This is a genomic window from Halobacillus faecis (assembly GCF_007991335.1).
Classification (GTDB): Bacteria; Bacillota; Bacilli; order Bacillales; family Halobacillaceae; genus Halobacillus; species Halobacillus faecis.
This window is the reverse complement of sequence record NZ_BJYD01000012.1, coordinates 73,154-100,138: the sequence shown is the minus strand read 5'-3', so window position 1 is coordinate 100,138 and position 26,985 is coordinate 73,154. Positions and strand designations below refer to the sequence as shown.

General features: G+C 44.2%; 22 protein-coding genes and 2 tRNA genes. 6 read left to right on the top strand and 18 right to left on the bottom strand.

Features of this window, described 5'->3' with window-relative positions; genetic code table 11:
- Positions 1–115 precede the first annotated feature (115 nt).
- From HFA01_RS07005 to HFA01_RS06965, 9 genes are all read right to left on the bottom strand, one after another.
- Positions 116–1,342, bottom strand: coding sequence for a S1C family serine protease (locus HFA01_RS07005; protein ID WP_146814612.1), 1,227 nt, complete (start codon positions 1,340–1,342; stop codon positions 116–118).
- An 80-nt stretch (positions 1,343–1,422) separates the two neighbouring features.
- A complete protein-coding gene (locus HFA01_RS07000) occupies positions 1,423–2,217 on the bottom strand; it encodes an MBL fold metallo-hydrolase (protein ID WP_146814610.1) in 795 nt (264 codons plus the stop codon).
- Positions 2,218–2,231: 14 nt separating this feature from the next.
- Entirely contained in the window at positions 2,232–3,146 is a 915-nt protein-coding gene (yycI, locus tag HFA01_RS06995; protein WP_146814608.1) for a two-component system regulatory protein YycI, read from the bottom strand.
- A 14-nt stretch (positions 3,147–3,160) separates the two neighbouring features.
- Complete coding sequence (locus HFA01_RS06990) at positions 3,161–4,534, bottom strand: YycH family regulatory protein (protein WP_146814605.1); 1,374 nt, start codon at positions 4,532–4,534, stop codon at positions 3,161–3,163.
- Complete coding sequence (gene walK, locus HFA01_RS06985; protein ID WP_146814603.1) at positions 4,531–6,369, bottom strand: cell wall metabolism sensor histidine kinase WalK; 1,839 nt, start codon at positions 6,367–6,369, stop codon at positions 4,531–4,533. Before walK ends, HFA01_RS06990 begins: the two co-directional genes overlap by 4 nt.
- A gap of 6 nt (positions 6,370–6,375) precedes the next feature.
- Positions 6,376–7,080, bottom strand: a complete 705-nt coding sequence (yycF, locus tag HFA01_RS06980) for a response regulator YycF (RefSeq protein ID WP_146814601.1) — start codon at positions 7,078–7,080, stop codon at positions 6,376–6,378.
- Between the two features lie 230 nt (positions 7,081–7,310).
- Positions 7,311–8,594 carry a peptidoglycan DD-metalloendopeptidase family protein gene (locus tag HFA01_RS19150; protein WP_146814599.1) on the bottom strand — a complete coding sequence of 428 codons (1,284 nt, stop codon included), beginning with the start codon at positions 8,592–8,594 and terminating at the stop codon, positions 7,311–7,313.
- A gap of 446 nt (positions 8,595–9,040) precedes the next feature.
- A tRNA-Phe gene (locus tag HFA01_RS06970) sits at positions 9,041–9,113 on the bottom strand.
- A gap of 168 nt (positions 9,114–9,281) precedes the next feature.
- A tRNA-Asp gene (locus HFA01_RS06965) sits at positions 9,282–9,358 on the bottom strand.
- Between the two features lie 125 nt (positions 9,359–9,483).
- Here HFA01_RS06965 and HFA01_RS06960 point away from each other — a divergent pair.
- A complete protein-coding gene (locus HFA01_RS06960) occupies positions 9,484–9,966 on the top strand; it encodes a hypothetical protein (protein ID WP_146814597.1) in 483 nt (160 codons plus the stop codon).
- Between the two features lie 26 nt (positions 9,967–9,992).
- Here HFA01_RS06960 and HFA01_RS06955 read toward each other — a convergent pair whose 3' ends face one another.
- Both HFA01_RS06955 and HFA01_RS06950 read right to left on the bottom strand, forming a co-directional pair.
- Positions 9,993–10,535 (bottom strand): LOG family protein, encoded by a 543-nt coding sequence (locus tag HFA01_RS06955; protein ID WP_146814595.1) that lies wholly within the window; start codon positions 10,533–10,535, stop codon positions 9,993–9,995.
- Positions 10,536–10,653: 118 nt separating this feature from the next.
- Positions 10,654–11,943 carry an adenylosuccinate synthase gene (locus HFA01_RS06950; protein ID WP_146814593.1) on the bottom strand — a complete coding sequence of 430 codons (1,290 nt, stop codon included), beginning with the start codon at positions 11,941–11,943 and terminating at the stop codon, positions 10,654–10,656.
- Positions 11,944–12,290: 347 nt separating this feature from the next.
- On the opposite strand from HFA01_RS06950, the gene HFA01_RS06945 reads away from it, so the two are divergent.
- The gene (locus HFA01_RS06945; RefSeq protein ID WP_146814591.1) at positions 12,291–13,073 is read left to right on the top strand and encodes a DeoR/GlpR family DNA-binding transcription regulator; all 783 of its coding nucleotides are present in this window, start codon (positions 12,291–12,293) and stop codon (positions 13,071–13,073) included.
- Positions 13,064–13,921 carry a Cof-type HAD-IIB family hydrolase gene (locus HFA01_RS06940; protein WP_146814589.1) on the top strand — a complete coding sequence of 286 codons (858 nt, stop codon included), beginning with the start codon at positions 13,064–13,066 and terminating at the stop codon, positions 13,919–13,921. The genes HFA01_RS06945 and HFA01_RS06940 overlap by 10 nt, the downstream gene beginning before the upstream one ends.
- 121 nt (positions 13,922–14,042) lie before the next feature.
- Here HFA01_RS06940 and dnaB read toward each other — a convergent pair whose 3' ends face one another.
- From dnaB to HFA01_RS06920, 4 genes are all read right to left on the bottom strand, one after another.
- Positions 14,043–15,404 (bottom strand): replicative DNA helicase, encoded by a 1,362-nt coding sequence (dnaB, locus tag HFA01_RS06935; protein WP_146814587.1) that lies wholly within the window; start codon positions 15,402–15,404, stop codon positions 14,043–14,045.
- A gap of 181 nt (positions 15,405–15,585) precedes the next feature.
- Positions 15,586–16,032, bottom strand: a complete 447-nt coding sequence (rplI, locus tag HFA01_RS06930; RefSeq protein ID WP_146814584.1) for a 50S ribosomal protein L9 — start codon at positions 16,030–16,032, stop codon at positions 15,586–15,588.
- Positions 16,029–18,002 carry a DHH family phosphoesterase gene (locus HFA01_RS06925; protein WP_146814582.1) on the bottom strand — a complete coding sequence of 658 codons (1,974 nt, stop codon included), beginning with the start codon at positions 18,000–18,002 and terminating at the stop codon, positions 16,029–16,031. The genes rplI and HFA01_RS06925 overlap by 4 nt, the downstream gene beginning before the upstream one ends.
- A gap of 33 nt (positions 18,003–18,035) precedes the next feature.
- Complete coding sequence (locus HFA01_RS06920; protein WP_146814579.1) at positions 18,036–18,980, bottom strand: YybS family protein; 945 nt, start codon at positions 18,978–18,980, stop codon at positions 18,036–18,038.
- 163 nt (positions 18,981–19,143) lie between these two features.
- Between HFA01_RS06920 and HFA01_RS06915 the strand changes: the two genes are divergently transcribed.
- Together HFA01_RS06915 and HFA01_RS06910 are read left to right on the top strand one after the other, a co-directional pair.
- Positions 19,144–19,959, top strand: coding sequence for a histidinol-phosphatase HisJ family protein (locus HFA01_RS06915; protein WP_146814577.1), 816 nt, complete (start codon positions 19,144–19,146; stop codon positions 19,957–19,959).
- Positions 19,868–20,470 (top strand): NUDIX domain-containing protein, encoded by a 603-nt coding sequence (locus HFA01_RS06910; RefSeq protein ID WP_146814575.1) that lies wholly within the window; start codon positions 19,868–19,870, stop codon positions 20,468–20,470. The genes HFA01_RS06915 and HFA01_RS06910 overlap by 92 nt, the downstream gene beginning before the upstream one ends.
- 53 nt (positions 20,471–20,523) lie before the next feature.
- Here the strand turns inward: HFA01_RS06910 and HFA01_RS06905 are convergent, their stop codons facing one another.
- The 3 genes from HFA01_RS06905 to HFA01_RS06895 form a co-directional block, all read right to left on the bottom strand.
- Positions 20,524–22,041 (bottom strand): AbgT family transporter, encoded by a 1,518-nt coding sequence (locus HFA01_RS06905; protein WP_146814573.1) that lies wholly within the window; start codon positions 22,039–22,041, stop codon positions 20,524–20,526.
- A gap of 202 nt (positions 22,042–22,243) precedes the next feature.
- Positions 22,244–23,827 carry a phosphoglycerate dehydrogenase gene (gene serA, locus HFA01_RS06900; protein ID WP_146814571.1) on the bottom strand — a complete coding sequence of 528 codons (1,584 nt, stop codon included), beginning with the start codon at positions 23,825–23,827 and terminating at the stop codon, positions 22,244–22,246.
- A 2-nt stretch (positions 23,828–23,829) separates the two neighbouring features.
- Positions 23,830–24,990, bottom strand: coding sequence for a pyridoxal-phosphate-dependent aminotransferase family protein (locus HFA01_RS06895; protein WP_146814569.1), 1,161 nt, complete (start codon positions 24,988–24,990; stop codon positions 23,830–23,832).
- A gap of 271 nt (positions 24,991–25,261) precedes the next feature.
- On the opposite strand from HFA01_RS06895, the gene HFA01_RS06890 reads away from it, so the two are divergent.
- Positions 25,262–26,935, top strand: a complete 1,674-nt coding sequence (locus HFA01_RS06890) for a peptide ABC transporter substrate-binding protein (RefSeq protein ID WP_371860323.1) — start codon at positions 25,262–25,264, stop codon at positions 26,933–26,935.
- The last annotated feature ends 50 nt before the right edge of the window (positions 26,936–26,985 follow it).

Here is a 26,985-nt window from a genome sequence, read left to right as displayed (position 1 = left end):
TTATCCAGAATACTATTCACACCCTGTGGATAACATCAAGGTGAATATTGTAGAACTAGAGCGAATTTTGACCGTGAAAAAGAGTATCCAATGAAGGATACTCTTTTTCTGTGAATTACTCTTGGGATCCTAGTGTCAGAGTGGTGGTCGCTTGCTCACCATCACGGTAATACGTGATTTCCATCTCATCCCCCGGATCTTTTTCATTGTACAGATATTTACGCAAGTCAATGATATCCCGCACAGGTTCTCCATCCAGAGAGGTAATGACATCCAATGGCTCGAGACCTGCTTTAGCAGCTGGAGACATTTGTCGAATGCTGCGGATATACAATCCACCCTCTACATCTTGAGGAAGGTTTAGCGTATTGTTCCATTCAGAGCTCGGTACCTCATTTAGACCATAAGCTTCAATACCAATGTACGGACGATTCACCTGGCCATATTGTTCCAATTCATCAATAATGGGCTTGGCTGAATCAATGGGAATAGCAAAACCGATTCCTTCCACTGAAGACTGAGCAATTTTCATCGAATTAATGCCAATCAATTGACCGTCAATGTTAATAAGTGCTCCACCACTGTTTCCGGGGTTTATGGCTGCATCCGTTTGAATGACTTCCGCCTGCCAGTCTTCCATCCCATCTCCATTAAAGTCCTGAGGAATTGCTCGTTCCTTACCACTGATGATTCCTTGAGTGACCGACCCTGCAAAACTCAGACCAAGAGGGTTCCCGATAGCAATGGCCGGCTCACCGACTTTCAAGTTTTCTGAAGTCCCTAGCTCCGCTACTTGCTTGACTTGATCAGCCGGCATTTTTAAAACGGCGAGATCGGTAAACAAATCTCCTCCGATCAGCTGGGCTTTAACCCTTGTTTCATCGGCAAGGACGACTTCAATTTCACTCGCCCCTTCAATGACGTGGTTGTTCGTCACGACATATGCGGTACCGTCTTGTTTTTTATAAATCACACCGGATCCTACCCCTGCCTGTTGGGCGGAGTCGCCTTCCTGCTGCCAAAAATCTTGACGGGTCTGCAAATTGACGACTCCTACAACGGAGGGAGTCACTTTTTCAACCACTTCGGTGATTTGGGTACTTACATCTAGCTGGACGTTTTTAGTCGTGCCTCCCGTCAGCTCCTGATCATCTTCAACAAGTCCACTCTCATCCTCGGGGATCGTCATATCATAAGGAAGCAACTCTGTCTGAACCAACGCCGGCAAAGCCAGTAAGACAAGAACGGCTCCTAAAATACCTCCCACAATCGTCGGCATCACCCACCGCCTACGCTGTTGTTTCTGCTGACGGGTAGGGGAATGATCATCATAATAACCCACGCCTCTTTCACCTTACCTTTCTTACGCTCTCCGTAGATTTCTAAGGTACTGTTTCCTTATTCTTTACTATTTAAAACCTTTTAAACCTCAAAGATTGGTGTGGCCTCCTGTGGGTCCGTATCATGCAGTTCAATGTGGCTGCCCACTTCAAATCCACGCTCTTCTAAAACATTTTTAACAGACATATGGGCTAGATCTTTCATATTGTTGTCGAGACTCAAATGTGCAAGATAAATCCTTTTCGTTTGATCCGTAATAATATCCGTGAGCGCCAGGGCACAGTCCTCATTGGATACGTGTCCGGAATCCCCTAATATACGCCGTTTAACATTCCATGGGTAACGTCCCATACGAAGCATGCTTACATCATGATTCGATTCGAAGATGTAGGCATCGGCACCTTCCACTGTTTTTTTAATCCGTTCCGATACATAACCGAGATCGGTGACAAGGGCGATTTTCTTCCCATCCTTATGGAACGTATAAAACATCGGGTCTGCCGCGTCATGAGAAACGGCAAAGGATTCTACATCCAGCCCCCCGAATGTCCTCGTTTCTTCCATAGAAAAGTGGAACTTCTGGTCGATAGAAAGTTTGCCAATCTGTCCTTCCATCGCATTCCAAGTTTTTTCGTTGGCGTAGATAGGAAGATTGTAGCGCCTTGCCATGATGCCAAGACCTTTGATGTGATCACTATGCTCATGAGTGACAAGGATTCGTGATAATGATTGCGGATCAATGTTGACTTGATCAAGCAGCCCTTCCATTTTCTTCCCACTCAGGCCTGCATCTACTAAGATTCTCTCATCTCCCGATTCAATATAGAATGCGTTCCCCGTACTGCCTGAAGCAAGTACACTAAATCTCATGCTCATCCCATACACTCCATTTAATTGGTTTCTCTATTTTCATTTGCTGCCGTTTGCTCTTCTTCCGCACTTTTTAAGCCATACTCACTTTTAACATCCGAGATAAAGGATTCTTCATTGATATATTCAATGATCGTCCCGTCAAAGGTGTATAGAAAATGGTTGCGGTCTCCGTTGACCGTCACTTTCCAAGTGGAGGCAAACACTTGCGTTTCGTTTTCCTCCCCGGCCGGAAGACTGTAGCTTGTGTGATAGCCGATATCCATCGATGTGATTTCATCTCCGGGTTCAATGAGACTATGATTCAACAGGATGCGAATGGCGCTGAGAGGTTCAATGTTGACTTCCGTTTCACTGGAGGACCCTGAGTATTCTCCATCTTCAAAAGATAGTAACGTTGCTACATATCCCGTCATTTCACCGTCGACAATATTCAATAACAAGTATCCGTTATTGTTAAAATAAACGGTCTTATTATTTTTTGCCTGGAAAAAGAGAGCCGCGCCCGACTCTTCATTCCATCCCCAATACGAATATCGGGAAGCAAAAGGTACAACATCAGTGACCACACTTTGAATCGTATCTTCTGTCACTTCTATAGGTTCATCAAAAGTGACGTGCAATACTTGATTGTCTTCTTTGAGTTCGACCTCTTTATCACTTTCATCCATATCTTCGATTTGACTCATCACATCATCAGGAAACGAATGCGTACTCTCCGACTCAATGGGAGTAGCTTCTGGTAATTCCTCCGGGATTGCATCGTCCGCAATGGAAATGTCGTTCGCTTCCAGTTCAGCTTCAATACTTTCAGCAACGGTGGAGATCTGCCCCACTTCATCCTCCGCTTGCTTGCCTAACAATTGCTGCAGCAGGAAGAGGTCGAGGATTAAGAAGCTGATGATAAATAATGATTTGATTTGACCCCACTGCATGTTTTACCCCCTCGTTACGATACCTCTGCATTTTGAGACTTTTCTTCTGGATATACCTTCGTCCACCCGCTGTTTGTCAACATGTACCATTCAGGAATCAAGCTGTACACCAATTCGCTCCTTTGTTCTTCAAGTGTGTACATGATCTTCAAATCCCTGATTCTTGAGGTTTCTAATTCCCCATCTCGTTGAAGATCCAAAAGAACTTCCTCACCGGACAAGAGGTTCGTTTCGCTTTCGTTGATACTGCTGTACTGGACAAGCGGACGATCATATTCCTGGATCTGCCCTTGCTGGTAACTTAATTGGATACTTGCCAATTTATAAGTCTCCACGTTCTCAAGAACAGGCCGGTCATTAAAGTAAAGGCGATAGCGAACTTCATCCCGACCACTTAAGATTGAATTCAAACGATAGTCATCCGTCCATCCCAAGTGACTATTTATGTCCTCCATACTTTGGACAAACAACTCATATTCCGTCAAGTTCTTCTGGTTTGCTGAGTTCGGAATTGTCAAATCATATTCCATCCTCTTATCATACTGCGTCAACCTTCTTTGAATGGTTTTAGTGATATTTTCACCGCTATTCGTACGCGACTTAAACACGCGCGTATTTGAAGGGAAAATATCATTCTGAATCGGTTTTACGTTTACAGCTCCCGTTTGCAGCACATATTCCGATATACTCACAGGATTTTTAGGTACGTAGATGTGTGAAGCATTCGTGCGGTCCTCAGGGTTGATCTGCAGGAAGTCAGCCACACGGGACATTTCCACCATCTCATCTTTATTATCAACTTCCTGTATCGCGCGTTCTCCAGCTGCCGCACTGATATCTGCCTGAAGCGTAACTTCACTGCCTTCCCCATCGCTATTTACAAACCACAAATCATAAGAAGAGGAAGAAGCGGCACTTCCCTCTGTGGAATGACGCAATAAGAAGATCCGATTAAAGTTGGCCTGCTGTCCTTCCATCGGAATACCTTCGTTCACTTTAAAGATATCACTAATCACTTGGACCGGCAGATGCGCAGGGAAAATGATTTCCACAATCTCACTGTGGTTATCGACATTGATTGTTCTTGGACTCGTATCAAAATTTGATAAGTTCCACTGTTGCATCTGTTGTTGGTAAAAGGCTGTAAGGTCAATATTATCTTTGAATGTAAAATAGGAATTTTGCTCATGAAAAACGACCTCATCAGGAGGTGCGAGATTCGGAATCGTCCGCTCTGATCCTATTTTTTCTAATCTAGTATCTTCAATGAATACATCCTCTTCCAACGGTTCATTCATAGGCTGATACGTCCAAAGGGCTACGGTCAAAACTAAGCTAAAGGCGATGAGGATCACCAAAATCACGGACTTCATGGTTTCTTTTTTCATGACTGTCCCCTCCGCTTCTGACTCATGAGCGGTAACGTAAAGTGGACAGTCGTGCCCTTACCTTCGCGGCTTTCCGCCCATATTTTCCCATGGTGAGCTTCAATCATTTCCCGGGCAATAGCAAGGCCCAGTCCGGTTCCTCCCATTTCTCTGGCACGGGATTTATCGACACGATAAAAGCGATCAAAGATCTTATCGACGGTGTCTGGCGGCATTCCAATGCCTTCATCGGTAATGCTTACGCGCAGCTGTTTCTTCGTAGAATGAGCATTAAACCGGATGCTCCCGCCTTCTGGAGAGTACTTGATAGCATTGGATATGACATTATCCAGCACTTGAGTAATTTTATCTTTATCCATCCACACATACATGTTCTTGTTCGACAAGTTGCGAATGAACTCTACTTTTTCATTTTTGTTCATTTCAAAACGATCAATGACACGGTCAAAAAAGCTGACAAACTCCACCCGCTCTTTCATCAGACTCGTTTCTTTATGATCCATTTTTGTTAACTGCAAAAGATCGTTCACTAAACGGATCATACGGTCTGTCTCATTTTGGGTCACATCAAGGAATCTTGGAGCAATGTCCGGATCCTGCCATGCCCCATCGTTCAATGCCTCTATATAACTACGCATTGTCGTCAGCGGCGTACGCAGTTCATGAGATACATTTGAAACAAACTCCCGTCTTTCTTTCTCTACACGCTGTTGTTCGGTCACATCACTGATCACAGTAATAAAACCATTCATGTCATGGTTTTCATCTTCGACCACAGAAAAGTTTGCTTTAAGAAGAAGGTGGTTATCGTCACTGCTTAAATCAATGATCATAGAACCTGCTTCTTCCACCTCTGAGATATTTTCAACTTGATCATTCAAGTCAAGAACATCCACAAGAGATTGTCCCTGGACTTCTTCAAATGTCTGGCCAATTAATCTTGAGGCCGGTGCATTCATTAGTGTGATGGCACCGAGGCGGTCTGTTGCAATGACACCATCCGACATATTGGAAAGCACAGAGCTCAACTTCCGGCGTTCACCTTCTGTCGTCGCTGTCGCCAGCTTCAATTTATCGTTCAGATCATTAAATGTATGACCCAACTGTCCAATTTCGTCATTTCCTTTTACATCAACCTTCTGTGAGAAGTCCCCTGTGGCCATGACTTGTGCCTGGCGCTTCATTTCTGTCAGAGGTTTTGTGATGGTCCTTGCCACCAAAATCCCGAGCAAAGCCGTAACTGTAATGGCTAAGACCGTCCCTTTGGCGAAGATACTGATGATTTCCCCAAGTTGTTCATAGATATCGTTCATATAAACTTCATAATAAAGAGCCCCTACAATCTCTTCCCCGGACTCATCCGTAATCGGATTTGTACCACGGAACAGCCGGTTGTTGGTCCCTTCTTCCCGCCAAGGTTTAGGCTCTGTGGCCTCCCCAAACAAGAATACCTTCGTAATGGCGGAGTCCGTTACTTTTTTCCCGATGGGAGACTGGTCACTCGTTGTCGTAGCTGCAAGCACTTTTTGGTTATTATCTACAACCCATAGTTTCCCAATATCTGTGTTGTCATCGCTAAAATCATTAATAAGACTTTGTAGATCTGCGTCCAAAGGCAGCGTATCTTCTCCCCGCTCTGTATTAAACGCATTTTGCAAACTGTAGGTCAATGAATTCAGCTGTCCTTCGATTGAATTCGTGAAGTTCGTCTCGAGCTGCTCTTCCAATCGATCGACAAAATAGACACCAATGACTTGAATGCCCAATAACAATAACAAAATGTATACAAGAATCAGCTTCAGCCTAACAGACTGAAAGAAACCCACTTCTTTCATAAAAGCTTAATCCTGCTCTGGGTTTCTCAAATAATACCCAACCCCGCGACGGGTAACAATCCACATTGGGTTACTAGGATTCTCTTCAATTTTTTCACGCAGTCGTCTTACCGTTACGTCGACGGTACGTACGTCACCATAATAGTCATAGCCCCAAACCGTCTCAAGCAAATGTTCACGAGTCATGACTTGTCCGATATGACGAGCAAGATAGTGAAGCAGTTCAAACTCACGGTGAGTCAACTCAATATGATTTCCATCACGAGTCACTGTGTAAGCATCCGGGTGAATCGCCAGACGGCCGATTTCAATATCTTTCGTCTGCTGCGCGCTGTCTTCAGGCTCCTGCTGTTGACGACGCAGGTTTGCCTTCACACGGGCAATCAACTCCCGATTACTGAAAGGCTTGGTCACATAGTCATCTGCGCCCATTTCCAGTCCGAGTACTTTATCAATCTCTGCATCTTTTGCCGTCAACATGATAATCGGCATATTATGACGCTTCCTCACTTCTCGGCACACTTCATTACCGTCTTTGTTCGGCAGCATAATATCAAGAAGAATCAATTCCGGCTCTTCTTCATCTGCTTTCGTAATTGCCTCATCTCCGTCATATGCACAAACGACTTGATAACCCTCTTTTTCTAAGTTGAATTTCAATATATCAGCAATGGGTTTTTCGTCATCGACCACTAAAATTTTCTGTGCCATAGTGCTTCACATCCCTTTCCTCGTCATCTTTTCTTTCTTTTATTTTAACTTATTTACTGCTAAATGTCTTATTTCACCATAATCCTCTCTCGAAATCAGCCGTTTCACCTATACTTTTATCATGCCTATTTCTTAATCCTCTTACTAAATCTTACTCCAACCAACCATCGCCCGTTTCAATCCTTTGCTTACGGGGAAAGAAAAAAACCGCTATGACTCAATCATAGCGGTTAAGGAGAGACGTGGGAAAGAGGGTTTTCGAGTGAACCATCCTTGTGGACTTCAAAATGAAGATGCACTCCTGTGGATCGACCTGTTGTTCCCATGACTCCAATTTTTTCTCCTCTTTTAACGATCTGCCCTTTTTTGACACCGATCGAGGAAAGGTGAGCGTAAATCGTCTCGTATCCATTCCCGTGATCAATGACAACTTTATTTCCAAAACTGTTTCGATATCCTGCTTCAATCACTTTTCCATTGTCAGCCGCTTTAATTGTTTTATTAGAAACACCGGCAATGTCGATCCCTTTATGATAGCGACCCCAGCGTTCTCCCTGCTTACTGGTAATTTCACCGCCTACAGCGGGCCAGGCAAAGTCTCCAGTACCTCTAGAAGGGATTTTCTTCGTCCCTTGCAGAATAACCTTCTTCACGGGTTCTTTGACAACTTCTTTTTCAACCGTCTCTTCTTCTATTTCTTGATCATTTCGATACGTGCGCTCAATCAATAGCTCTCTTTTTCCATTTTCCCCTTCTTGTTTCACTTTGGATTCACCTTTATAGAGTTCATCCGTCTTTTTCGTTTCTACTTTATAGGGAATCTTCTCTTCCTTACGTTCTTTCTCAGTTATGACCACATCGGCAAGTGGCTTTTTAGATTTAGCCATCATCCCCATGAAAGTAGTCGTTTCAGAATGATTACTTGGATAAGGACGACCTTCTTCCACCCTTGCTACTGCTTCCTCTACCGTATGGACCTGCGGCAGAATGACTTGATCTTCTTCCATTGTGACAGGTACCGATAAACCGACATCCATCACCTTCGTTTCACCGACAGCAGGTAGCTCAGGCGTCCCTTTTTCTAATATCTCAAGTTCATCTTCTGCTACGTATTTCTCCTTCACGAATTCGATGACTTGTTCTGCCTTCTCTTCATTTGGAAGGTGTGCGACAGGATCTCCGTTGATGTGAAGGCGCATAACGTCCGCGACTAAGGTTAATTCACTTTCAAGAGAATCCATGACCTTTGATGATTCGTCTTTCACAGACAGCACTTTCTGCTCCTTAAAGGAGACTTCTTCCTTATAAGAAAGATTCAATTCTTTATGATCTTTTTCTGCCTCTTCCATGCGCTCGCGTAATTCCGATTTGACCTCTGCTTGATTTTCTACCATACCCACATGTTGTTCATCTATATATACGTGATAAACCGTCGGCAGTGAACTTTCGGCATAAGCCGTCCCTACACCAATACTAACGACGGAAATCGCTGTGACAGCTAGTTTCTTCCACATGATAATGATCCTCCTGATGCACCTGTCTAAACTATTCCTAGTTTAATCTATCACACGGAAGTTTTATAAGAAATAGATATTCAAATATGTAAAATAGTTATAATATTCTTACCAAAATTACGAAATGATAGTCATTTTTTCATATGAGATTATTCATTATAGTAAACTATTTTCATCTTACCTAGACTTCTTATTGTAGAAACTCAGTTTCGATACTTACGGCTAGCTTTGAAACTACTATGGGGGGTGCGGGAGACGCCTTAGGAGGCATTCCAAAGAGATTTTAAGCGCACGCCCTGGATATTTAACCATTCCCTCAGCTAAACGACCATCTCTAAATCAAGTTTTCAACATCCTGCAGGGTAGTTAACTAAAGTTCATAACAAATTCAGATGTTTTTCATACAAAAAAGCTTACGGAATAATTTCCGTAAGCTTTTTATGGAGTGGCTCGGGACGGAATCGAACCGCCGACACACGGATTTTCAGTCCGTTGCTCTACCGACTGAGCTACCGAGCCATAATGACTATAACATTTGCTTTCGCTCTACCTCTTGTCTTGAAGGAGATTCGATGATGTTTGTGCTCGACACGTTTGAATCTTACCTTCATTACCATTCGACGTTATAACCTAATGAGTGCATCACATTACGTGTGTATTCGACTACATCAAATGATATAATATAAGTGGCGGTCCGGACGGGACTCGAACCCGCGACCTCCTGCGTGACAGGCAGGCATTCTAACCAACTGAACTACCGGACCATATGGCTTGTTCACTGCAACGATAACTATCGTACCATACAGGATAACCGTAAGCAATAGTAATTTTACTAGAAATATAGTTTTTCCCGTAGAATTCTGTCGATCAAAAAGAAAGGAGGGTTTGTTTGAAGAAGATTTTTCGCTACGTTGTTTTCGTCCTTATCCTTTTATTTGTCTCCATAATTGGATTTTTAAAACTGAACCCGCCACTCACCCATGGGTCGATCGGTACCACAGAAGATAAGCAAACGGTCATTGTCGCTCTGGGAAACAAAAGCTTGCTTGGGAGCATTCAGATCACTGATGTGTCGATCAATAACGACCAACAGCCTAAAAATATTAAGATGCAGGTCAGTGATTCTAAAAAAGGTTTTATGATTACTGATACATACGCGCTTGTGGAAGATGCGTATGCCATCAATGAATATGAAACGATCCCGCTCGCCCCTGACACTTCGCCGCTCGCCTCTAAAGCAATGGCTGCTTCACCTGATACCTCGCCAACGACGATCTACGGATTAAGCATCACCGAAGAGTCCTCCATTGAAAGTATTAAATTGACGTACCGTTTTTTTGGACTCATTTTCTTTAAAACGATTCAAGTATAAGAGACGTGCCTGAATAGGCACGTCTCTTATACTTTCTTCTCCATTTCATTCAATAAAGAAAAAGGGTCATTGGCATCTATAAAAAGGTTACGGTTATCTTCGGGTACAAATCCTGTTCTTATCGCATGTTCTATGAGTTGAACAAGCGGAGTGTAGTATTCCGCAATGTTGTACAGGGCAAGTGGTTTTGTATGAAGACCGATTTGAGCCCAGCTGACCGTTTCAAAAAGCTCTTCAAACGTACCAAAACCTCCTGGAAGGGCGATGAATCCATCAGCCAGTTCGCTCATTTTCGCTTTTCTTTCATGCATGGTTCTTACCTCGATCATTTTGGTAATGTTCGGGTGAACGATTTCTTTTTCAAAAAGGTGACTTGGCATAATTCCGGTCACTTTTCCGCCACTGTCCAGCACCTGATCAGCCAGCACTCCCATCAAACCGCTTTTAGCACCACCATAGACCAACTCAACGTTCTTTGCAGCCAACCCCATTCCTAAAGCTTTCGTCTTCTCTATGAAAACCGGGTCGTTACCTGTACTAGACCCAGCGAAAACACAGATACGTTTCACGTGAAACACTCCTCCTCTTAATAACCTAAGTAGAGTTTACCCTAACTTGCACGTATTCGATTCTTTTCTCTCTATGATTTGTGAAAAAAAGCCCGGCTGAGTAAGCCAGGCTTCGATATTATTCACTATATACGCTGCGGACAACATTCGTTTGTGCACGGTCAGGACCAACGGAGAAAATGGATAACGGGATTCCAGTCAGCTGAGAAACACGCTCAATATAATGGCGTGCATTTTCCGGAAGATCACTCAGCGTTTTAGCGCCTGTAATGTCTTCTGTCCAGCCTGGCATTTCTTCGTAAACAGGCTCACATTCGGCCAGAACTTTCAAGCTTGCCGGGAACTCTTCCATGATTTCCCCTTTGTACTTGTAAGCCGTACATATTTTCAACTTTTCAATACCTGTCAATACATCAATAGAATTTAAGGAAAGGTCGGTAATTCCACTCACACGGCGTGCATGACGGACGACGACACTATCAAACCAACCGACACGACGCGGACGACCTGTTGTTGTCCCGTATTCACGACCCACTTCACGGATTTGATCTCCGACTTCATTCTCAAGCTCTGTCGGGAAAGGTCCATCTCCAACGCGAGTCGTATAAGCTTTCGAAACGCCGACAACGTGTTTAATTTTCGATGGTCCCACACCAGAACCGATGGTTACTCCACCCGCAATTGGATTAGAAGAGGTAACGAAAGGATACGTTCCCTGATCGATATCGAGCATAACTCCCTGAGCACCTTCAAAAAGAACACGACGCCCTTCATCCAGCCCATCGTTTAATACAACAGATGTATCGCAAACGTAGGATGCAATCTGTTGACCATATTCATAGTATTCATCAAGAATATTTTCCACTGCAAACGGTTCTGTTTCATATACTTTTTCCAGAAGACGGTTTTTCTCAGCAAGGTTCTGCTCGAGCTTTTCATGGAAGCTTTCTTTATCGAGTAGATCAGCGATACGGATTCCGGTACGCGCCGCTTTATCCATGTAGGCAGGACCGATGCCTTTCTTGGTCGTTCCAATCTTATTCGCACCCTTGTCTTCCTCTTGAAGAGCATCTAATTTCAAGTGATAGGGAAGAATGACATGAGCCCGGTTGCTAATCCGCAAATTGTCTGTGGATACCCCTTTGTCATGTAGGTATTTCAATTCTTCAAGCAGTGCTTTGGGATCAATCACCATTCCGTTTCCAAGCACGCACGTTTTATCTTCAAAAAAGATCCCTGAAGGAATCAAGTGAAGCTTATAAGTGACTCCATCAAATTTTATTGTATGGCCAGCATTATTTCCGCCCTGATAACGAGCGACAACTTCAGCATTTTGTGATAGAAAATCAGTAATCTTGCCTTTTCCTTCGTCCCCCCATTGGGTTCCGACTACAACTACAGAAGACATAAGGCACCTCCGCCAATAATTTGTTAAATATGTGATCCACCGTCAGTTTACCAATACATACCTTGTAAGTCAACGCTAAAACCGAACATTAAATTATATTTACATTATTATCGTTCGATTATAACCCTTTAATTTTTATACTCCTCTTTCGACACCTGGTGTTTGACATAATGAAACGCCATAAAGACTTCCATGATGCTTTATCCTATTGAATACTCTATTTTTATCATATAAGCGGGAAATTAACTAATATTTACAACAAAACTTAAAATACCTTATTTTTAATTGATTTCAATTAGTAAATTACTTATAATCACTTATAAGAGCACTAACGGAAGGGGGATTCGATGTATCAGGAAGAACGTCTGATTGGAATCTTGCAATTTTTAAAAGAAAATCGCCGGATCTCCATTGATCAAATGTGTGAGATGTTTGATATATCAAGAGACACAGCAAGGCGGGATTTAGTAAAGTTGGAGGATCGTAAGGCAATCGTGCGTACACGAGGGGGTGCGATTCTGCCACGCACGCATACGACCATACAGGATTATTCCCACCGTTTAAAAACCGTTTCCTTTGAAAAACAACAAATCGGAAAAAAAGCGGCTTCCTTTATCCGGCCAGGTGACAAAATCATTTTGGATACTTCGACGACGGTGCAGGCGTGTGCGAATCAAATCCGACCCATGGACGTTACGGTCATTACGAACTCTATTCACCAGGCTGAAATCTTATCAAATGTTGAAAGCGTGTCCATTCAATTGCTGGGTGGTTTTCTGCAAAAGGAGCATCAATTCCTATATGGAGCTTCCGTCATTGAACGGGTGAAAAGCTATCATGTGGATCAGGCGTTTATCGGTGTAGTGGGAATCTCTGAATCGGGACTCTCAATTGCCCACGAAGAAGATGGGATGGTCAAACGGAACATGATCAAACAGGCAGAACAAGTCATTGTTCTTGCAGACCATACGAAGTTCGGTGTGACCGAATTTTTCACTTTTGCAGAACTCGAAGACGTGGATGTCATCATTACAGACCAACTTCCTGATGAAGAATTCCAACAGAAATTACAGGAGCATCATGTGGATTTGATTGTTACAGAAGAGGAGGGATCAGATTTATGGACATGATCGCCATTGATTTGGACGGAACGTTATTAAATTCAGCGAATGAGATTAGCCCGAATAATAGGGAGGCTATACAGCGTGCCCAGTCGAAAGGCGTGGAGGTGGTCATCGCAACAGGAAGAGCATCCTTCGATGTCCATAACCTAGTCTCCGGACTTGATCTTCATACATGGGTGATTGCCGCCAATGGAGCGACCATCCATCGTCCGGACGGTACGCTTTTTTCATCCATACCGATGGAGAAAGCGGATGTCACTGAAATTTTAGAGTGGCTTGAAGAAAAAGAATTCTACTATGAAGCCATTGATGATGCAGAGATCTTGACCCCTCAAAATGCCAGGGAGCTTATGAACATTGAACTCGACAGGATTCGGAGTGCCAATCCGAAAACGGATCTTACCAAGCTTGAAAAGGCAGCCCAAAAACAGTTTAGTCAGTCCGGGTTTTCACCTGTAGACTCTTACAAGGAAATCGTAGATAAGCATAGGAATGTGTACAACATTCTCGCCTTCTCCTTTGAAGAGGAAAAGCTCAGAAAAGGATGGGAGAGGTTCAAAGATTACACTGACTTGACCCTTGTAAGCTCTGCCAATCATAACTTCGAACTGGAGCACAGGCTAGCCTCTAAAGGGAATGCCCTCGTGGAACTGGCCCAACAACTGAATCGATCCATAGAAAGAATAGCAGTCATTGGAGACAGTCTTAATGATTTATCTATGATGAATGTGGCAGGATACAGCGCAGCCATGGAAAATGCTAAAGATGAAGTAAAAGAAGTCTGCCACTTCCACACAAAAACGAATGACGAAGATGGTGTCGCCCATGCGATCGACCACTTCCTGACCCTTTAGGATCATCCATTTCCCAGCGTTACTTTTCGGGAGGCGTGATGGGGATGATGATATAGATGGCTTCTTTGAAGCTGCTTATAAAAAGACGCCCGAGACTTGAAGTCTAGGGCGTCTTCCTTTTCTATGCTGGCGGAACATCGGCATCTGAATACCGGTGGTCCAAATCCACGAACTTGTTGTATTCTTTCACAAAGGCAAGGGAGACGGTCCCCACTGGGCCGTTACGCTGCTTGGCAAGGATGATTTCAATAATATTCTGATTCTCTGATTCCTGATCGTAGTAATCATCACGGTAAAGGAATCCTACGATATCGGCATCCTGCTCAATCGAACCGGATTCACGCAAGTCAGACATCATCGGTCGCTTGTCCTGTCTTGATTCAACTCCACGAGAGAGCTGTGACAAAGCAATCAATGGAACGTTGAGCTCACGAGCTAGCCCTTTTAAGGAACGGGAAATTTCTGATACTTCCTGTTGACGGTTTTCCTTGGAGTTGGCGCTTCCCTGGATCAACTGCAAATAGTCAATCAGAATCATACCAAGTCCATGTTCTTGTTTGAGACGACGGCACTTCGAACGAATTTCGCTGACCCGGATTCCTGGTGTATCGTCAATATAGATTCCGGCGTTCGATAAACTCCCCATTGCCATCGTCAGTTTGTTCCAATCTTCTGTTTCCATCTGTCCTGTACGAAGACGCTGAGCATCGATGTTTCCTTCCGCACATATCATACGGGAGACGAGCTGGTCAGCCCCCATCTCCAAACTGAAAATCGCGACATTTTCATCGGTATGGACCGCAACGTTCTGCGCAATATTCAAAGCAAACGCGGTCTTACCCATAGACGGACGGGCGGCGATAATAATCAAATCATTCCGTTGGAAACCAGAGGTGATATGATCAAGATCGCGGTACCCTGTCGGAATTCCAGTCGTACTTCCGTCATTGTGGTGAAGCTGCTCAATATTGTCATAAACGTCAATCAGTACGTCTTTAATGCTTTTGAATGCACTGGAATTTTTCCTTTGTGATACCTCGAGAATGTCTTTTTCCGCAGCGTTCAATACATCCTCCAGGTCTTCTTCTTCCGAGTAACCCGTCGTCACAATATTCGTCGCTGTACGGATCAAACTTCTAAGGGTCGATTTTTCACTCACAATGCTCGTATAGTACTGGATATTCGCAGCGGTCGGTACGGAGTTTGCAATATCCGTCAAGTAAGAAACGCCGCCGACTTCTTCCAGCACCTGGTTGTTGGAAAGAGCTGCTGTTACGGTCACGAGATCGATCGGCTCCCCTTTATCTGAGAGAGAGAGCATCACCTCAAAAATGCGCTGGTGGCTCGCCCGGTAGAAATCTTCAGGAAGAAGATACTCAGCAGCTGTCGACATTGCATCAGGTTCTAAAAAGACCGCACCGAGTACTGCCTGTTCTGCTTCTATATTATGGGGCGGGGTACGGTCATTCCACATTTCACTCACTGTTGTTCCTCCTCTGAATCTAAAGCACGGATGGCCCGTCCGTCTCAAATAACCACACGTTGTATGGTTATTTTATACATCCTTCCTTTTCGTTATGAAAAAGAGGAATGTAGGCCAGAAATACAAAACAGAAGCGCCCAATAGCTCCAGAAAATGGATTGGGCGCTTAATCGTTCAATACTTACTTTTCCTCGACGTGGACTTTGATTGTCCCTGTTACTTCTGGGTGAAGTTTCACAGGAACATTGGTATAGCCCAATGTCCGGATCGGATCATCAAGCTCGATTTTACGTTTATCGATTTTAATATCGTGGGATTTCTTCAGTTGCTCGGCAATTTGCTTACTTGTGATGGACCCGAACAGGCGCCCGTTATCTCCGGATTTCGCCACAAGCTTTACTTCCAGGTTGGCAAGTTGGTCTTTCAGACGCTTCGCTTCTTCGACTTCTTCCTGTGCTTGCTGCTCAACTTTGGCATCTTTGGCTTTTTGAGCTTGAACGTTCCCCTTCGTCGCTTCTACCGCCAAATTGTTTTTAAGGAGGTAGTTGCGCGCGTATCCATCGTTCACTTCTTTGATTTCGCCTTTTTTGCCTTTCCCTTTGACATCTGCTTTGAAAATGACTTTCATTCTATGTCTCCCCCTTCGAAATATTCATCAATAATATCTTGCAACAATGCTTTCGCATCTTCAATCGTTGTATCTTCAAGCTGGGTGGCTGCGTTCGTCAAATGCCCGCCACCGTTCATTTTCTCCATGATGACCTGAACGTTGATATCCCCTAGAGAACGGGCACTGATGCCAATCCTTCCATCACTCCGTTCAGAAATAACGAACGAAGAAACGATTCCGCTCATCGTCAGTAAGGTATCCGCAGCCTGCGCAATAATGACTGGTCCGTATGTTTCTCCACGGTCCCCGGTGGAAATGGCAATGCCGTCACGGTAAACAGAAGCCCGTTCAATCAGTTTACTTCTACGAACATAGACATCTAAATCTTCTTTCATAAATTTCTGGACTTGTACGGTATCTGCTCCCTTGGACCTCAAGTAAGAAGCAGCATCAAACGTCCGTGATCCTGTACGGAGCGTGAAACTTTTCGTATCGACGATAATTCCTGCGAGCAGGGCCGTTGATTCCAGCATCGATAGTTTCAGTTTCTTCGGCTGATATTCGAGCAATTCAGTGACGAGCTCCGCCGTTGATGAGGCGTAAGGTTCCATATAAACAAGGGTCGGATCTGCAATGAATTCTTCGGCCCGTCTATGGTGATCGATGACGACGACATGCTCCGTTTTGGAAAGGAGCTTCTCCTCAATGACCATGGAAGGTTTGTGCGTATCTACAACCACGAGCAAGGTTTCATTTGTGACCATCTCTAAAGCATCCTCCGGCGGGATAAAATAATGCCAGAGGTCCTCATCTTTCTCGATTTCCTCGACCATCCGCTGAACGCCGGTATCAATATCGTCCGGATCGAGAACGATGGCAGCTTTCTTATCGTTCGCCTGAGCAATTTTCAAGATCCCGATTGAAGCGCCGACAGAGTCCATATCCGGGGATTTGTGTCCCATGATCAAGACCTTTTCACTTGCCTGTACAAGTTCTTTCATGGCGTGGGAGATCACCCGGGCGCGTACCCGTGTCCGTTTTTCCATCGGATTCGTTTTTCCACCATAGAAACGGACTTTTCCAGAATCATCTTTGATGGCGACCTGATCTCCGCCCCGGCCAAGAGCGAGATCGAGACTGGACTGAGCCAATTCTCCAAGTTCAGGAAGACTGACCGGACCCACACCGATTCCGAAACTTAGCGTCAAGGGAACGTTCTGGTCTGTAATCAATTCACGGACATCATCAAGGATTTCAAACTTCGCTTTTTCCAAAGTATAAAGAATTTCCTGATTCATGACAGCTATGAAACGCTCTTGAGAAGTCCGCTTCAAGTAAATGCCATAATCCCCCGCCCACTTGTTCAATATGGAAGTCACTTGTGAGTTGATATGGCTTTTGGCTGTATCATCCATTCCCTGGGTGATTTCTTCATAGTTATCAAGGAAAATAATCGAAAGAACCGTCTGCTCATTCTCATAACGATTATGGATTTCCGTCTGCTTCGTCCGATCGAACATATAAAGCAGACGTTCCTCCCTTTTAATAATTGTCTGGAACTTATAACCGCCAATCGTAATCCAAACTTCATCTTCTTCATCTTTCACACATGGGATGAGGTGATCGGATAGCCGTTTTAACGATTCTCCAACAATCGTATCTTCTTCTGTGAATTTGTTCATATAAGGGTTTGCCCACTCAATCGTATAGTTCTCACTATAAAGAACAATCCCTATGGGCATTTCCAACAAAGCTTCTTCGCCGACTTTTTTCACCCTGTAGGATAAGGTCGATATATATTCTTCCGTCTCATTGATCATGTTCTGTTCAGTACGGACACTGTAAAAGATGGACGCAGCTAAAAACAGCGTCATCATCAATCCCAACATCCATTGATAGTACCAGATAAAGCCAAGCAGAATGAGAGAGATCAAATAAATGATCCACAAATGTCCGCTCATCGTTGGTTTTTTAAAAAAATTCGGCATTGCATTCAGCTCCTACCATCTTCTTGAGAGCGATCATTCTTTCTTTTCTTCCACACGTTCCCTCATTGGAAATCCTATATCAATTATACCGATTATTCTTACAAGGTACATCACGATTCCTGGAAGAAGTATGGAAAATACAACCACAAGAATCGGTATCGCTTTGGACCACTTTTTCTTCCATGCATAAAAAAAGACGAAAGAGAATCCCTGCAGGACGATCAGGGCTCCCGTTAGAATGAAGACATTCAGGGCAGCTAAATAGGCCAGATCATTTCCATCCATCGTGACATAATTCAAGATCATCGCCACAAAGTAATACCATAATATCGATGTCGGCAGCTTGATGTTCTTAAAATCTGTGAATCCAAGGGTTTGATTTTCGATGCGATTGATCAGTTTATAGGTCGTCCATTGACTGACAAACGCAAGCATTACACCACTCATCGCCAATATACTTGGAACAATATCTGGAATGAACTCAATCAATTGACCAATCTCAGCCAGGTCCGTTTCTACCTCTTCCCCTTCAAGAAGTCCTGAGAATATTCTCTCAAAAGTTCCGTACCCCTGGTTCATCCCACTCTGCAGCTCATCCATTAAGTTGACACCAAGAAAGAGTTGAGTGATTAAGAGAATGCCGAGAAGACCGATGACAAACCCAACAGAACCTATGGCAAGAGCTTCATAGGAGGAACGTTTGTGATGCAAAGCGATTCCTAGGAAAAGCCCGCCAATGCCGGCAAGTAAGGTGAATACTGTAAATACGGTCGCAAATAAGAGTGTGAAAATGGTGGTGGCCATGAACATCAGGCCCCCGGCTTTCCCACCATAACGATAACTATAATAAACAAATGGAACAGGCAGGATCATTAGTAGTAGTGGTCCCATAACCGGCACAAAAATGATTACCAATAACAATAGCAGATATAGGCCGGTCATTAAAGCCCCTTCCGTTAACCTCTTTGTGTCATTCATGATTGATAAAGCACCTCTATTTCTATCGCGCTTGTCTTAACCTCCCTATTTTAACATATCATCCCCTTATACTTCTCGTATCAAATGCTTCCATCCACTTCTTCTTGGTGATTTTTTCTGATGTTTGTTATGATGAATAAAATTCGATAGAGGAGGGCCGCACATGCGCACTGATTACCACGTCCATATGGCGGAAACCGGAAACCTTGATGTCGACTACCTACGAACCTACATAACAAAAGCGAAAAAAGAAGGAATTGAAGAATTAGGCATATCTGAACATGCATATTTTTTTCAGGAAACGCGTGAAATCCTCTCTAATCCATGGGTGGAGAACCGCCGGACGCTTGACTTTGAAACCTACCAGAAGATGTTTGATGAAGCAGCCAAAGCAGACCTCCCCATCAAGATGGGCATTGAAATGGATTACATGCCAGGAAAAGAAAAAGAGATGGAAGCTTTCATTTCTTCCCACCCTTTCGATTACGTGATCGGTTCCGTCCACTGGATCGATGAATGGGGCATCGACCTTGCAATATACCGGGATGAATATGAAAAACGGGATCTAAAAGACGTGTATCAGCAATATTTTGACCGTGTCGTCACCCTTGCAGAGTCAGGACTATTTGATTTTGTCGGTCACATTGATGTCATCAAAGTGTTCGGTTACCAGCCGGACGATGAAGAATTTTTAAAAGAACAATACAAACGTGCAGCGAAAGCCCTTGCGAAAACAGATACGTGCATAGAAATCAGTACGGCAGGCTTGCGAAAGCCCGTCGGAGAACTCTATCCAGATCCGACGCTTCTGCAAATGTGTAAAGAGGAAGGTGTTGGAATCGTTCTCTGCTCGGATGCCCACAAGCCGGACCATATCGGGTACCGCTATGAAGAAGCGATCGATCTTGCAAAATCCGTCGGTTATACCGAAGTCCATACATTCTCTAATCGAAAAAAGCAGACCCATCCCATTGGCTGAACTCCCATTCAAAAAGCGGTTCGGAACTGAAATATATGATGGATACAAAACAAACAAGCGTCTTGCAGTCAGAGGGATACTTTCTCATGGTGGGAAAATCCTGATGGTGAATACCAATCTGGGGGATTACAAACTTCCTGGTGGCAGCGTTGACGATGGAGAGAGAGACGAGGATGCTCTTATCAGAGAGATTCAGGAAGAAACAGGCTACAAGAACTGCCGGGTGAGAGAATATGCCGGTGAGGTTGTGGAAAGCCACCTTGACGTGTATGACCCGCAAGCCCTTTTTGAAATGACCTCCCGTTATTATTATTGTGAATGGTCGGGAGAAAAGGGAGAACAAAGGCTGGATCCTTATGAAAAAGATCAGGACTTCTCACCCGTCTGGATAAGCGTTGAGGATGCCATTGCTCAAAATGAAGAGGTTTTGGATCGAACGAATAAAAATCCCTGGATCATCCGAGAGATATATGTCATGAAACATCTATTGAATTCGATACAAACTTCCTGACCCTTGAAGCGTGAAAAAAAAGCTCAACGTCACATCGACGTTGAGCTTTTTGATTAGTATTGAACAGGCGCACCTGGTCCTACCGGGATTCCTAGAAGGACCCAAACTAGTAACAGAAGCAACCAGCCAAGCAAGAAGGCAACGGAATAAGGAATCATCATAGAAATGAGTGTTCCAATCCCAAGCTTCTTATCGTAGCGCTGAGCGAACGCGATGATCACCGGGAAGTATAAAAGCAGCGGTGTAATCATGTTCGTCACAGAGTCTGCGATTCGATATAGTAAGGTTGTAAACTCTGGTGAATAACCGAGGTTCATCATGATAGGAACAAATACAGGGGCCAGAATCGTCCATTTGGCTGAAGAACTGCCAATAAAGAAATTGACGACCATCGTTAGTCCAATAAACGTTAAGATAAGCCCGATGCCATCAAATCCTGTAGAGTTCAAAAAGTCTGCCCCACGAAAAGCGATGACCGTCCCTAAATTCGTTTCACGGAAGTACGCGATAAACTGACCCGCCGTAAAGGCAAGAGCGATATAGCCACTCATGCTTGCCATCGTTTTTCCAAGCAGTTTCGTAAGGTCTTTATCATTGGAAATCTCATTTGTAATGATTCCATAGATCAAGCCTGGGACCAGGAATAATAGGAAAATAACGAAAACCAATGCACTGAAGAATGGTGATTCAATATAGGCCCCGTCTCCACGCAATGGCCCAAAAGACAAGTAAGCCATGACAGCGAACGTAATAAGAAAGCCGATGCCAGCATACCGCATCCCTTTTTTCTCAAGAGAAGTCAGTTCATCGATTTCTCCTTCCTCTTCGCCTTCATACTTACCCAGTCTGGGTTCTACGATTTTTTCAGTAACGAGTGTACCAATCAACGTGATTAGAACGACAGATACGGCAGCAAAAAAGTAGTTCATCGTGACTGTAATCGTTTCTGCATAAGCAGGATCGATCGTACGAGTCGCTTCAGCCGTCAACTCCTGAAGAATTGCATCAGTACTCGTGAGAGCCAAATTGGCACCAAACCCGCCAGATACCCCCGCAAAGGCGGCAGCAAGTCCAGCAAGCGGGTGGCGCCCAAGCCCTAAGAAAAGGACGGCTCCAAGTGGTGGAAGTACTACATAACCGGCGTTAACCGCCACACTGGACATGACTCCGGCAAAAACTAATGCGGCCGTCAATAATTTCTGAGGAAAGGAAAACACAATCCCCTTCAACGAGGCATTAATTAAACCTGTCTGTTCAGCAAGGCCAATACCAAGCATGGTCACAAGAACAGCTCCAAGCGGTGGAAAGCCGATAAAGTTATCGACCGCGCTGTTAAATATATAATCCAGTCCACTCAAACTGAAAAGGTTCTTCACTTCTACGGCTTCCCCTGTCGTCGGATTCGTGACAGATACACCGGCAAAGATTCCAGAAATAATAACTACAATAAATGCTAATATAGCAAACAGCAACAATGGTGATGGAAGCTTGTTCCCCAGCCATTCGATGCCATCTAAGATACGGAATAAAAACCTACGACCAGATGAAATCTCCGCTCTGTTTTCCTTCATTTTATACCCTCCTCATAAAGTCTATGAATTTAGTCGGAATTAAATTTACCAAGAGAAAGTCTCAAAGTCAAAGCTTTTGTACCATGTTTTACAAAACTATAAAATGAAATCGTTTTACCATAAGAAAAAGACAAACCCAGCAAGGTTTGTCTTTTTCTGCAACAATATTTCTTGTCTCTTTAGCTACTGAATTTGGATACCATCAAATCGTTAAACACTGCACTTGTTTGATGTCTGCAATTTGTGCAAGCTTATCGTCGCAGTCCCCATCCACTGGTTTATCTACCGTCAGCACCATGACAGCTTCTCCACCTTCGTTCGTACGTCCAACCTGCATGGTTGCGATATTGATTTCATGTTCGGCTAGTAGGCTTCCCACACGGCCGATCGCTCCTGGCTGGTCAGTATGGCGGATGACAACAAGATGACCTTCTGGAACAACGTCGATGGAATATTGATCAAACTGCACTATACGTGCACCCAAACCATTCAGCAACGTACCGGCGACGCTGCGCTTTTCTTGATCGGTCTCGATTTCTACGGTAATCAAGTTTGTAAATCCTTTCGTTTGGGTCGACTTCTGCTCATTTACTGTAATCCCTTTATCAGAAGCTGTCTTGAAGGCATTGACATCATTCACACGTTCGCCGATATGACGTTTCAAGATCCCTTTGACGGCGATCCGCGTAAGTGGCATGGTATCAACTTCAAGTAAATCGCCACTATAGTAAACATTCACACGTTCAAGCGTACCGTCTACCACTTTTGATAGAAAAGCGCCCAAACGTTCAGAGAGCTTAAAGTATGGAGAGAGCTTCTCCATCATTTCTGAGGACACAGAAGGCAGGTTGACCGGGTTTTTCACTGTTCCTCCGCGCAATAATTCCAGAACATCAAAGCTGACATCTGTCGCAACATTTTCCTGGGCTTCAATTGTACTGGCACCAAGGTGAGGGGTGGCAATCACTTCCGGTAAGGATAACAACGGATGCTCCGTGGCAGGCTCTTCTTCAAAAACATCAAGCGCAGCTCCAGCGATCTTCCCTGATTGAATGGCTTCATATAAAGCATTTTCTTCGACAATTCCTCCACGGGCACAATTCAATATACGTGCCCCCGTCTTCATCATGGCAATGGCCTCTTCGTTGATCAGATGCTTCGTCTTTTCGATTAGCGGGGTGTGTACAGTCAGAAAGTCTGCCTGTTTGAGAACTTCCTCTAAAGTCCCATGAGTGACGCCGGCTTTTTCTGCCTTTTCTTCATTCAAAAACGGGTCAAAGGCGATCACTTTCATACGGTGCCCTTTGGCACGCTGGGCGACTTCACGACCAATCCGACCGAATCCGACTATACCGAGTACTTTATCTTTTAACTCAACGCCAACGAATTTCTTACGTTCCCATCGCTTTTGTTGGAGCTGATGATAAGCTTGCGGGATATTCCGTGCTAACGACATGAGCATCGCCATCGTGTGTTCAGCTGTTGAAATCGTATTCCCATCTGGAGCATTCACGACGATAACGCCGTTTTCCGTTGCAGCATCAAGATCAATGTTATCGACTCCCACACCCGCACGGCCGATGATTTTCAAATGAGGGGCATGCTCAATGACTTCTCTAGTCACTTGCGTCTGGCTCCTTACGATCAACGCTTCTGCTGATCCGATTTCCTCCAACAATTGCTCATGAGATAGGTTCGAATTCATGACGGTTTCGATATCTTCCGCCTCTAATAGAGGTCTGATCCCATCTTCACTTAGTGGATCACTAATCAATACGCGATGCATTTCTATTCCTCCCTTGTACGTTCCAAATAAGCGGTTTGTGCAGCTGCGACACCCGCTCCCGGTTCGAATTCATGACCTAAACGTTTCAAGACGATTTCAAGAATCCCTATATATTGAAGAACATTCGCAGGACGGGAGTACCCCATGTGTCCGATCCTGAAAATTTCTCCCTTCATATGCTTCTGTCCACCGGCTAAAATGAGTCCGAACTCTTCATTCGCCACTTTTCTTAGTTGTTCAGCCTCAAAAGTTTCCGGGCGAATCGACGTTACAGTCGATGAAGCATCCTCATCTGAGACCAACAGAGGAAGATTCAAGGCGCGGCAAGCGCTCCTTGTCATTTCTTTCATTGTTTGATGACGTTCAAAAACCCGATCCAAGCCTTCCTCTTCCAACAATTCAAGGACCTGTTGGAGACCGAAGAGAAGGGAAAGAGCAGGAGTGAAAGGGGTCTGTCCTCCTTCGAGTTGTTGACGGTATTTCCGTAAATCTAAGTAAAACCGAGGTCGTGGATTTTCATCAATGACAGACCAGGCGCGTTCACTGACGGCCAGAAAAGCAAGCCCTGCAGGAAGCATCATCGCTTTTTGAGAACCTGAAACTAAGATATCGATTCCAGACTGATCCATCTTCACTTCGGCTCCTCCAATAGAAGAAACCCCATCAACGATGACGAGTGCTGAACTCTTGTTCTTCACAGTTTCGGCGACCTTTTCCACCGGGTGCATGACCCCTGTCGATGTTTCACAGTGCGTTAGGAATACAGCTTTCGTATCCGGATGTTCGCGAAGCGTTTCTTCCACTTGGGAGCCCTCGACCGCTTTTCCCCATGGCACCTCTATGCGTATCACATCTAATTCATACGTCTCACAAATCTGGGCAAAACGTTCTCCGAATGCCCCGGCGACCACGACGACCACTTTATCTCCAGGCTTGGTTGTGTTCACAACAGATGCCTCCAGAGAAGACGTGCCACTCCCTGTAACGACAAGCACCTCTCCCGATGTACCGAACACCGGCTTCAGTTTAGGAGCAATCGCATGAATCAATTCTTTGGCCTTTCCACCACGGTGGCCGATCATCGGCTGATTCATGCTTCGTTCGACACTCGGTGGAATCGGAGTGGGGCCTGGGGTGTGCAACAAATCCCATTCACGTTTCATACTTCCTTCAACCTCCTCTATATTCAGTGATTCATTTTTCTCCATAGATCCTTTTATGCTTTAGAAAAGCAATGATATTCTCTAATCCTATCAAAGAAAGAACCATTGTCAATTAAATTAGAATATTCTGTTTCACGACATTTTTTTCTTATTTTTATCGAATAAAGGACTTTGATTTTTTTCTTTTTTATCTGTATAATTCAAAAAGTAATTATTTTTAGAAAATTAAAAATAGGGGGAATTCACTTTGAGAAAACATCTATTGGTGTTAATGGCACTGATGTTTGCATTGTTCCTTGCCGCTTGTAGCGGGGGAGATAGCGAAACATCAACAGACACAGGTGAAGAAAGCACAGATGAAACATCAGAAGAAACAACTGAACAGTCAGATGAGGGAGAAGCTTCCGGAAATCAAGAAATTACCGTAACAGCGAAAAGTGAGATCCCTAGCATGGATCCATCTCTAATCACCGATTCTGTCGGGTTCCAATGGGCTGGAGAGACTTATGAAGGGCTATACCGCCTGGATGAGAACAGCCAGCTTGTAGATGGAATGGCAGAAAGCTCCGAAGTGAGTGAAGATGGCCTAACATGGACATTTAAATTGCGTGATGCAGAATGGTCCAACGGTGACCCTGTCACAGCACACGATTTCGTATATGCATGGAGAAGAGCTGTCGACCCTGAGGTTGGCTCTGAGTACGGCCCTTACTTCCTTGGAGGCATCATTAAAAATGCCCAAGCAATCAGTGATGGCGAAGCAGAACTTGAAGACCTAGGGGCTACTGCAGAAGATGATAAGACCCTTGTCGTAGAACTTGAAAAGCCTGTTCCATACTTCAAGTCCATGACGGTATTCATTACGTTCATGCCGTTGAACCAGGCGTATGTTGAAGAGCAGGGGGACAAGTTCGCTACAGAAGCTGAATACACAATTTCTAACGGACCATTCCAAATGACGGAGTGGAATCACGGCGAAGGCTGGACCGTTGAAAAGAACGATACTTATTGGGATGCAGAAACCGTTCAACTAGAGACCATTAATGCGAAAGTAATTAAAGAAGTTTCTACAGGTGTCAACCTTTATGACACTGGTGAAATTGATCAGACTGAATTGAACGCTGAATTCGTGGACCAGTACCGCACGAGCGACGCTTTCAACGTTGCTGAAAAACCATACTTATATTTCTTCAAGTTCAACCAGGAAAATAATGAAGCTCTTGCGAATGTAGACATTCGTAAAGCGATCTCTTATGCGATTGACCGTCAGTCACTCGTTGACGTCATTTTGAACGATGGATCTGTACCGGCAGAAGGCTATGTACCATCCAACTTTGTTTCTATGCCGAACAGTGACCAAGACTTCCGTGAAGCTCAAGGTCCGTTGGTGGAATATAACGTTGAAAAAGCAAAAGAACACTGGCAGAAAGGCCTGGAAGCTCTAGGTACCGATTCTGTTGAGATCGAACTGCTTGGTGACGATACAGGAACTTCCAAAGACGTTCTTGCTTATTACAAGAACCAACTGGAAGAAAACCTTGAAGGTGTAACGATCAACTTGATGGAAGTACCATTCAAAGAACGTGTTCGTCGTGACAACGAAGGCGAGTTCGAGATGGAAGCTGCTACATGGGGACCAGACTATGTGGATCCGAACACTTACTTGAACATGTATCTTACAGATGGGCAGAACAACAACATGGGTTACTCCAGCGAAGAATATGACGCGTTAATCAAAAAAGCAAACGACGAGTATGCTCAAGAACCTGAAAAACGTTTTGAAACATTCTTGGAAGCTGAAAAACTGCTTTTGGAAGAAGATCAAGCAGTAGCACCCATTTATCAGGATGCAAAAGCTCAACTTTTCCGTCCGTCAATCAAAGGTGTCTTCACAACAGCAACAGGCCCAGAATTTGAATTCAAGTGGGCTTACGTAGAAGAGTAAAAAGATCTTAACAAACGGCAGGGAATTTCCCCTGCCGTTTTTTTACATTC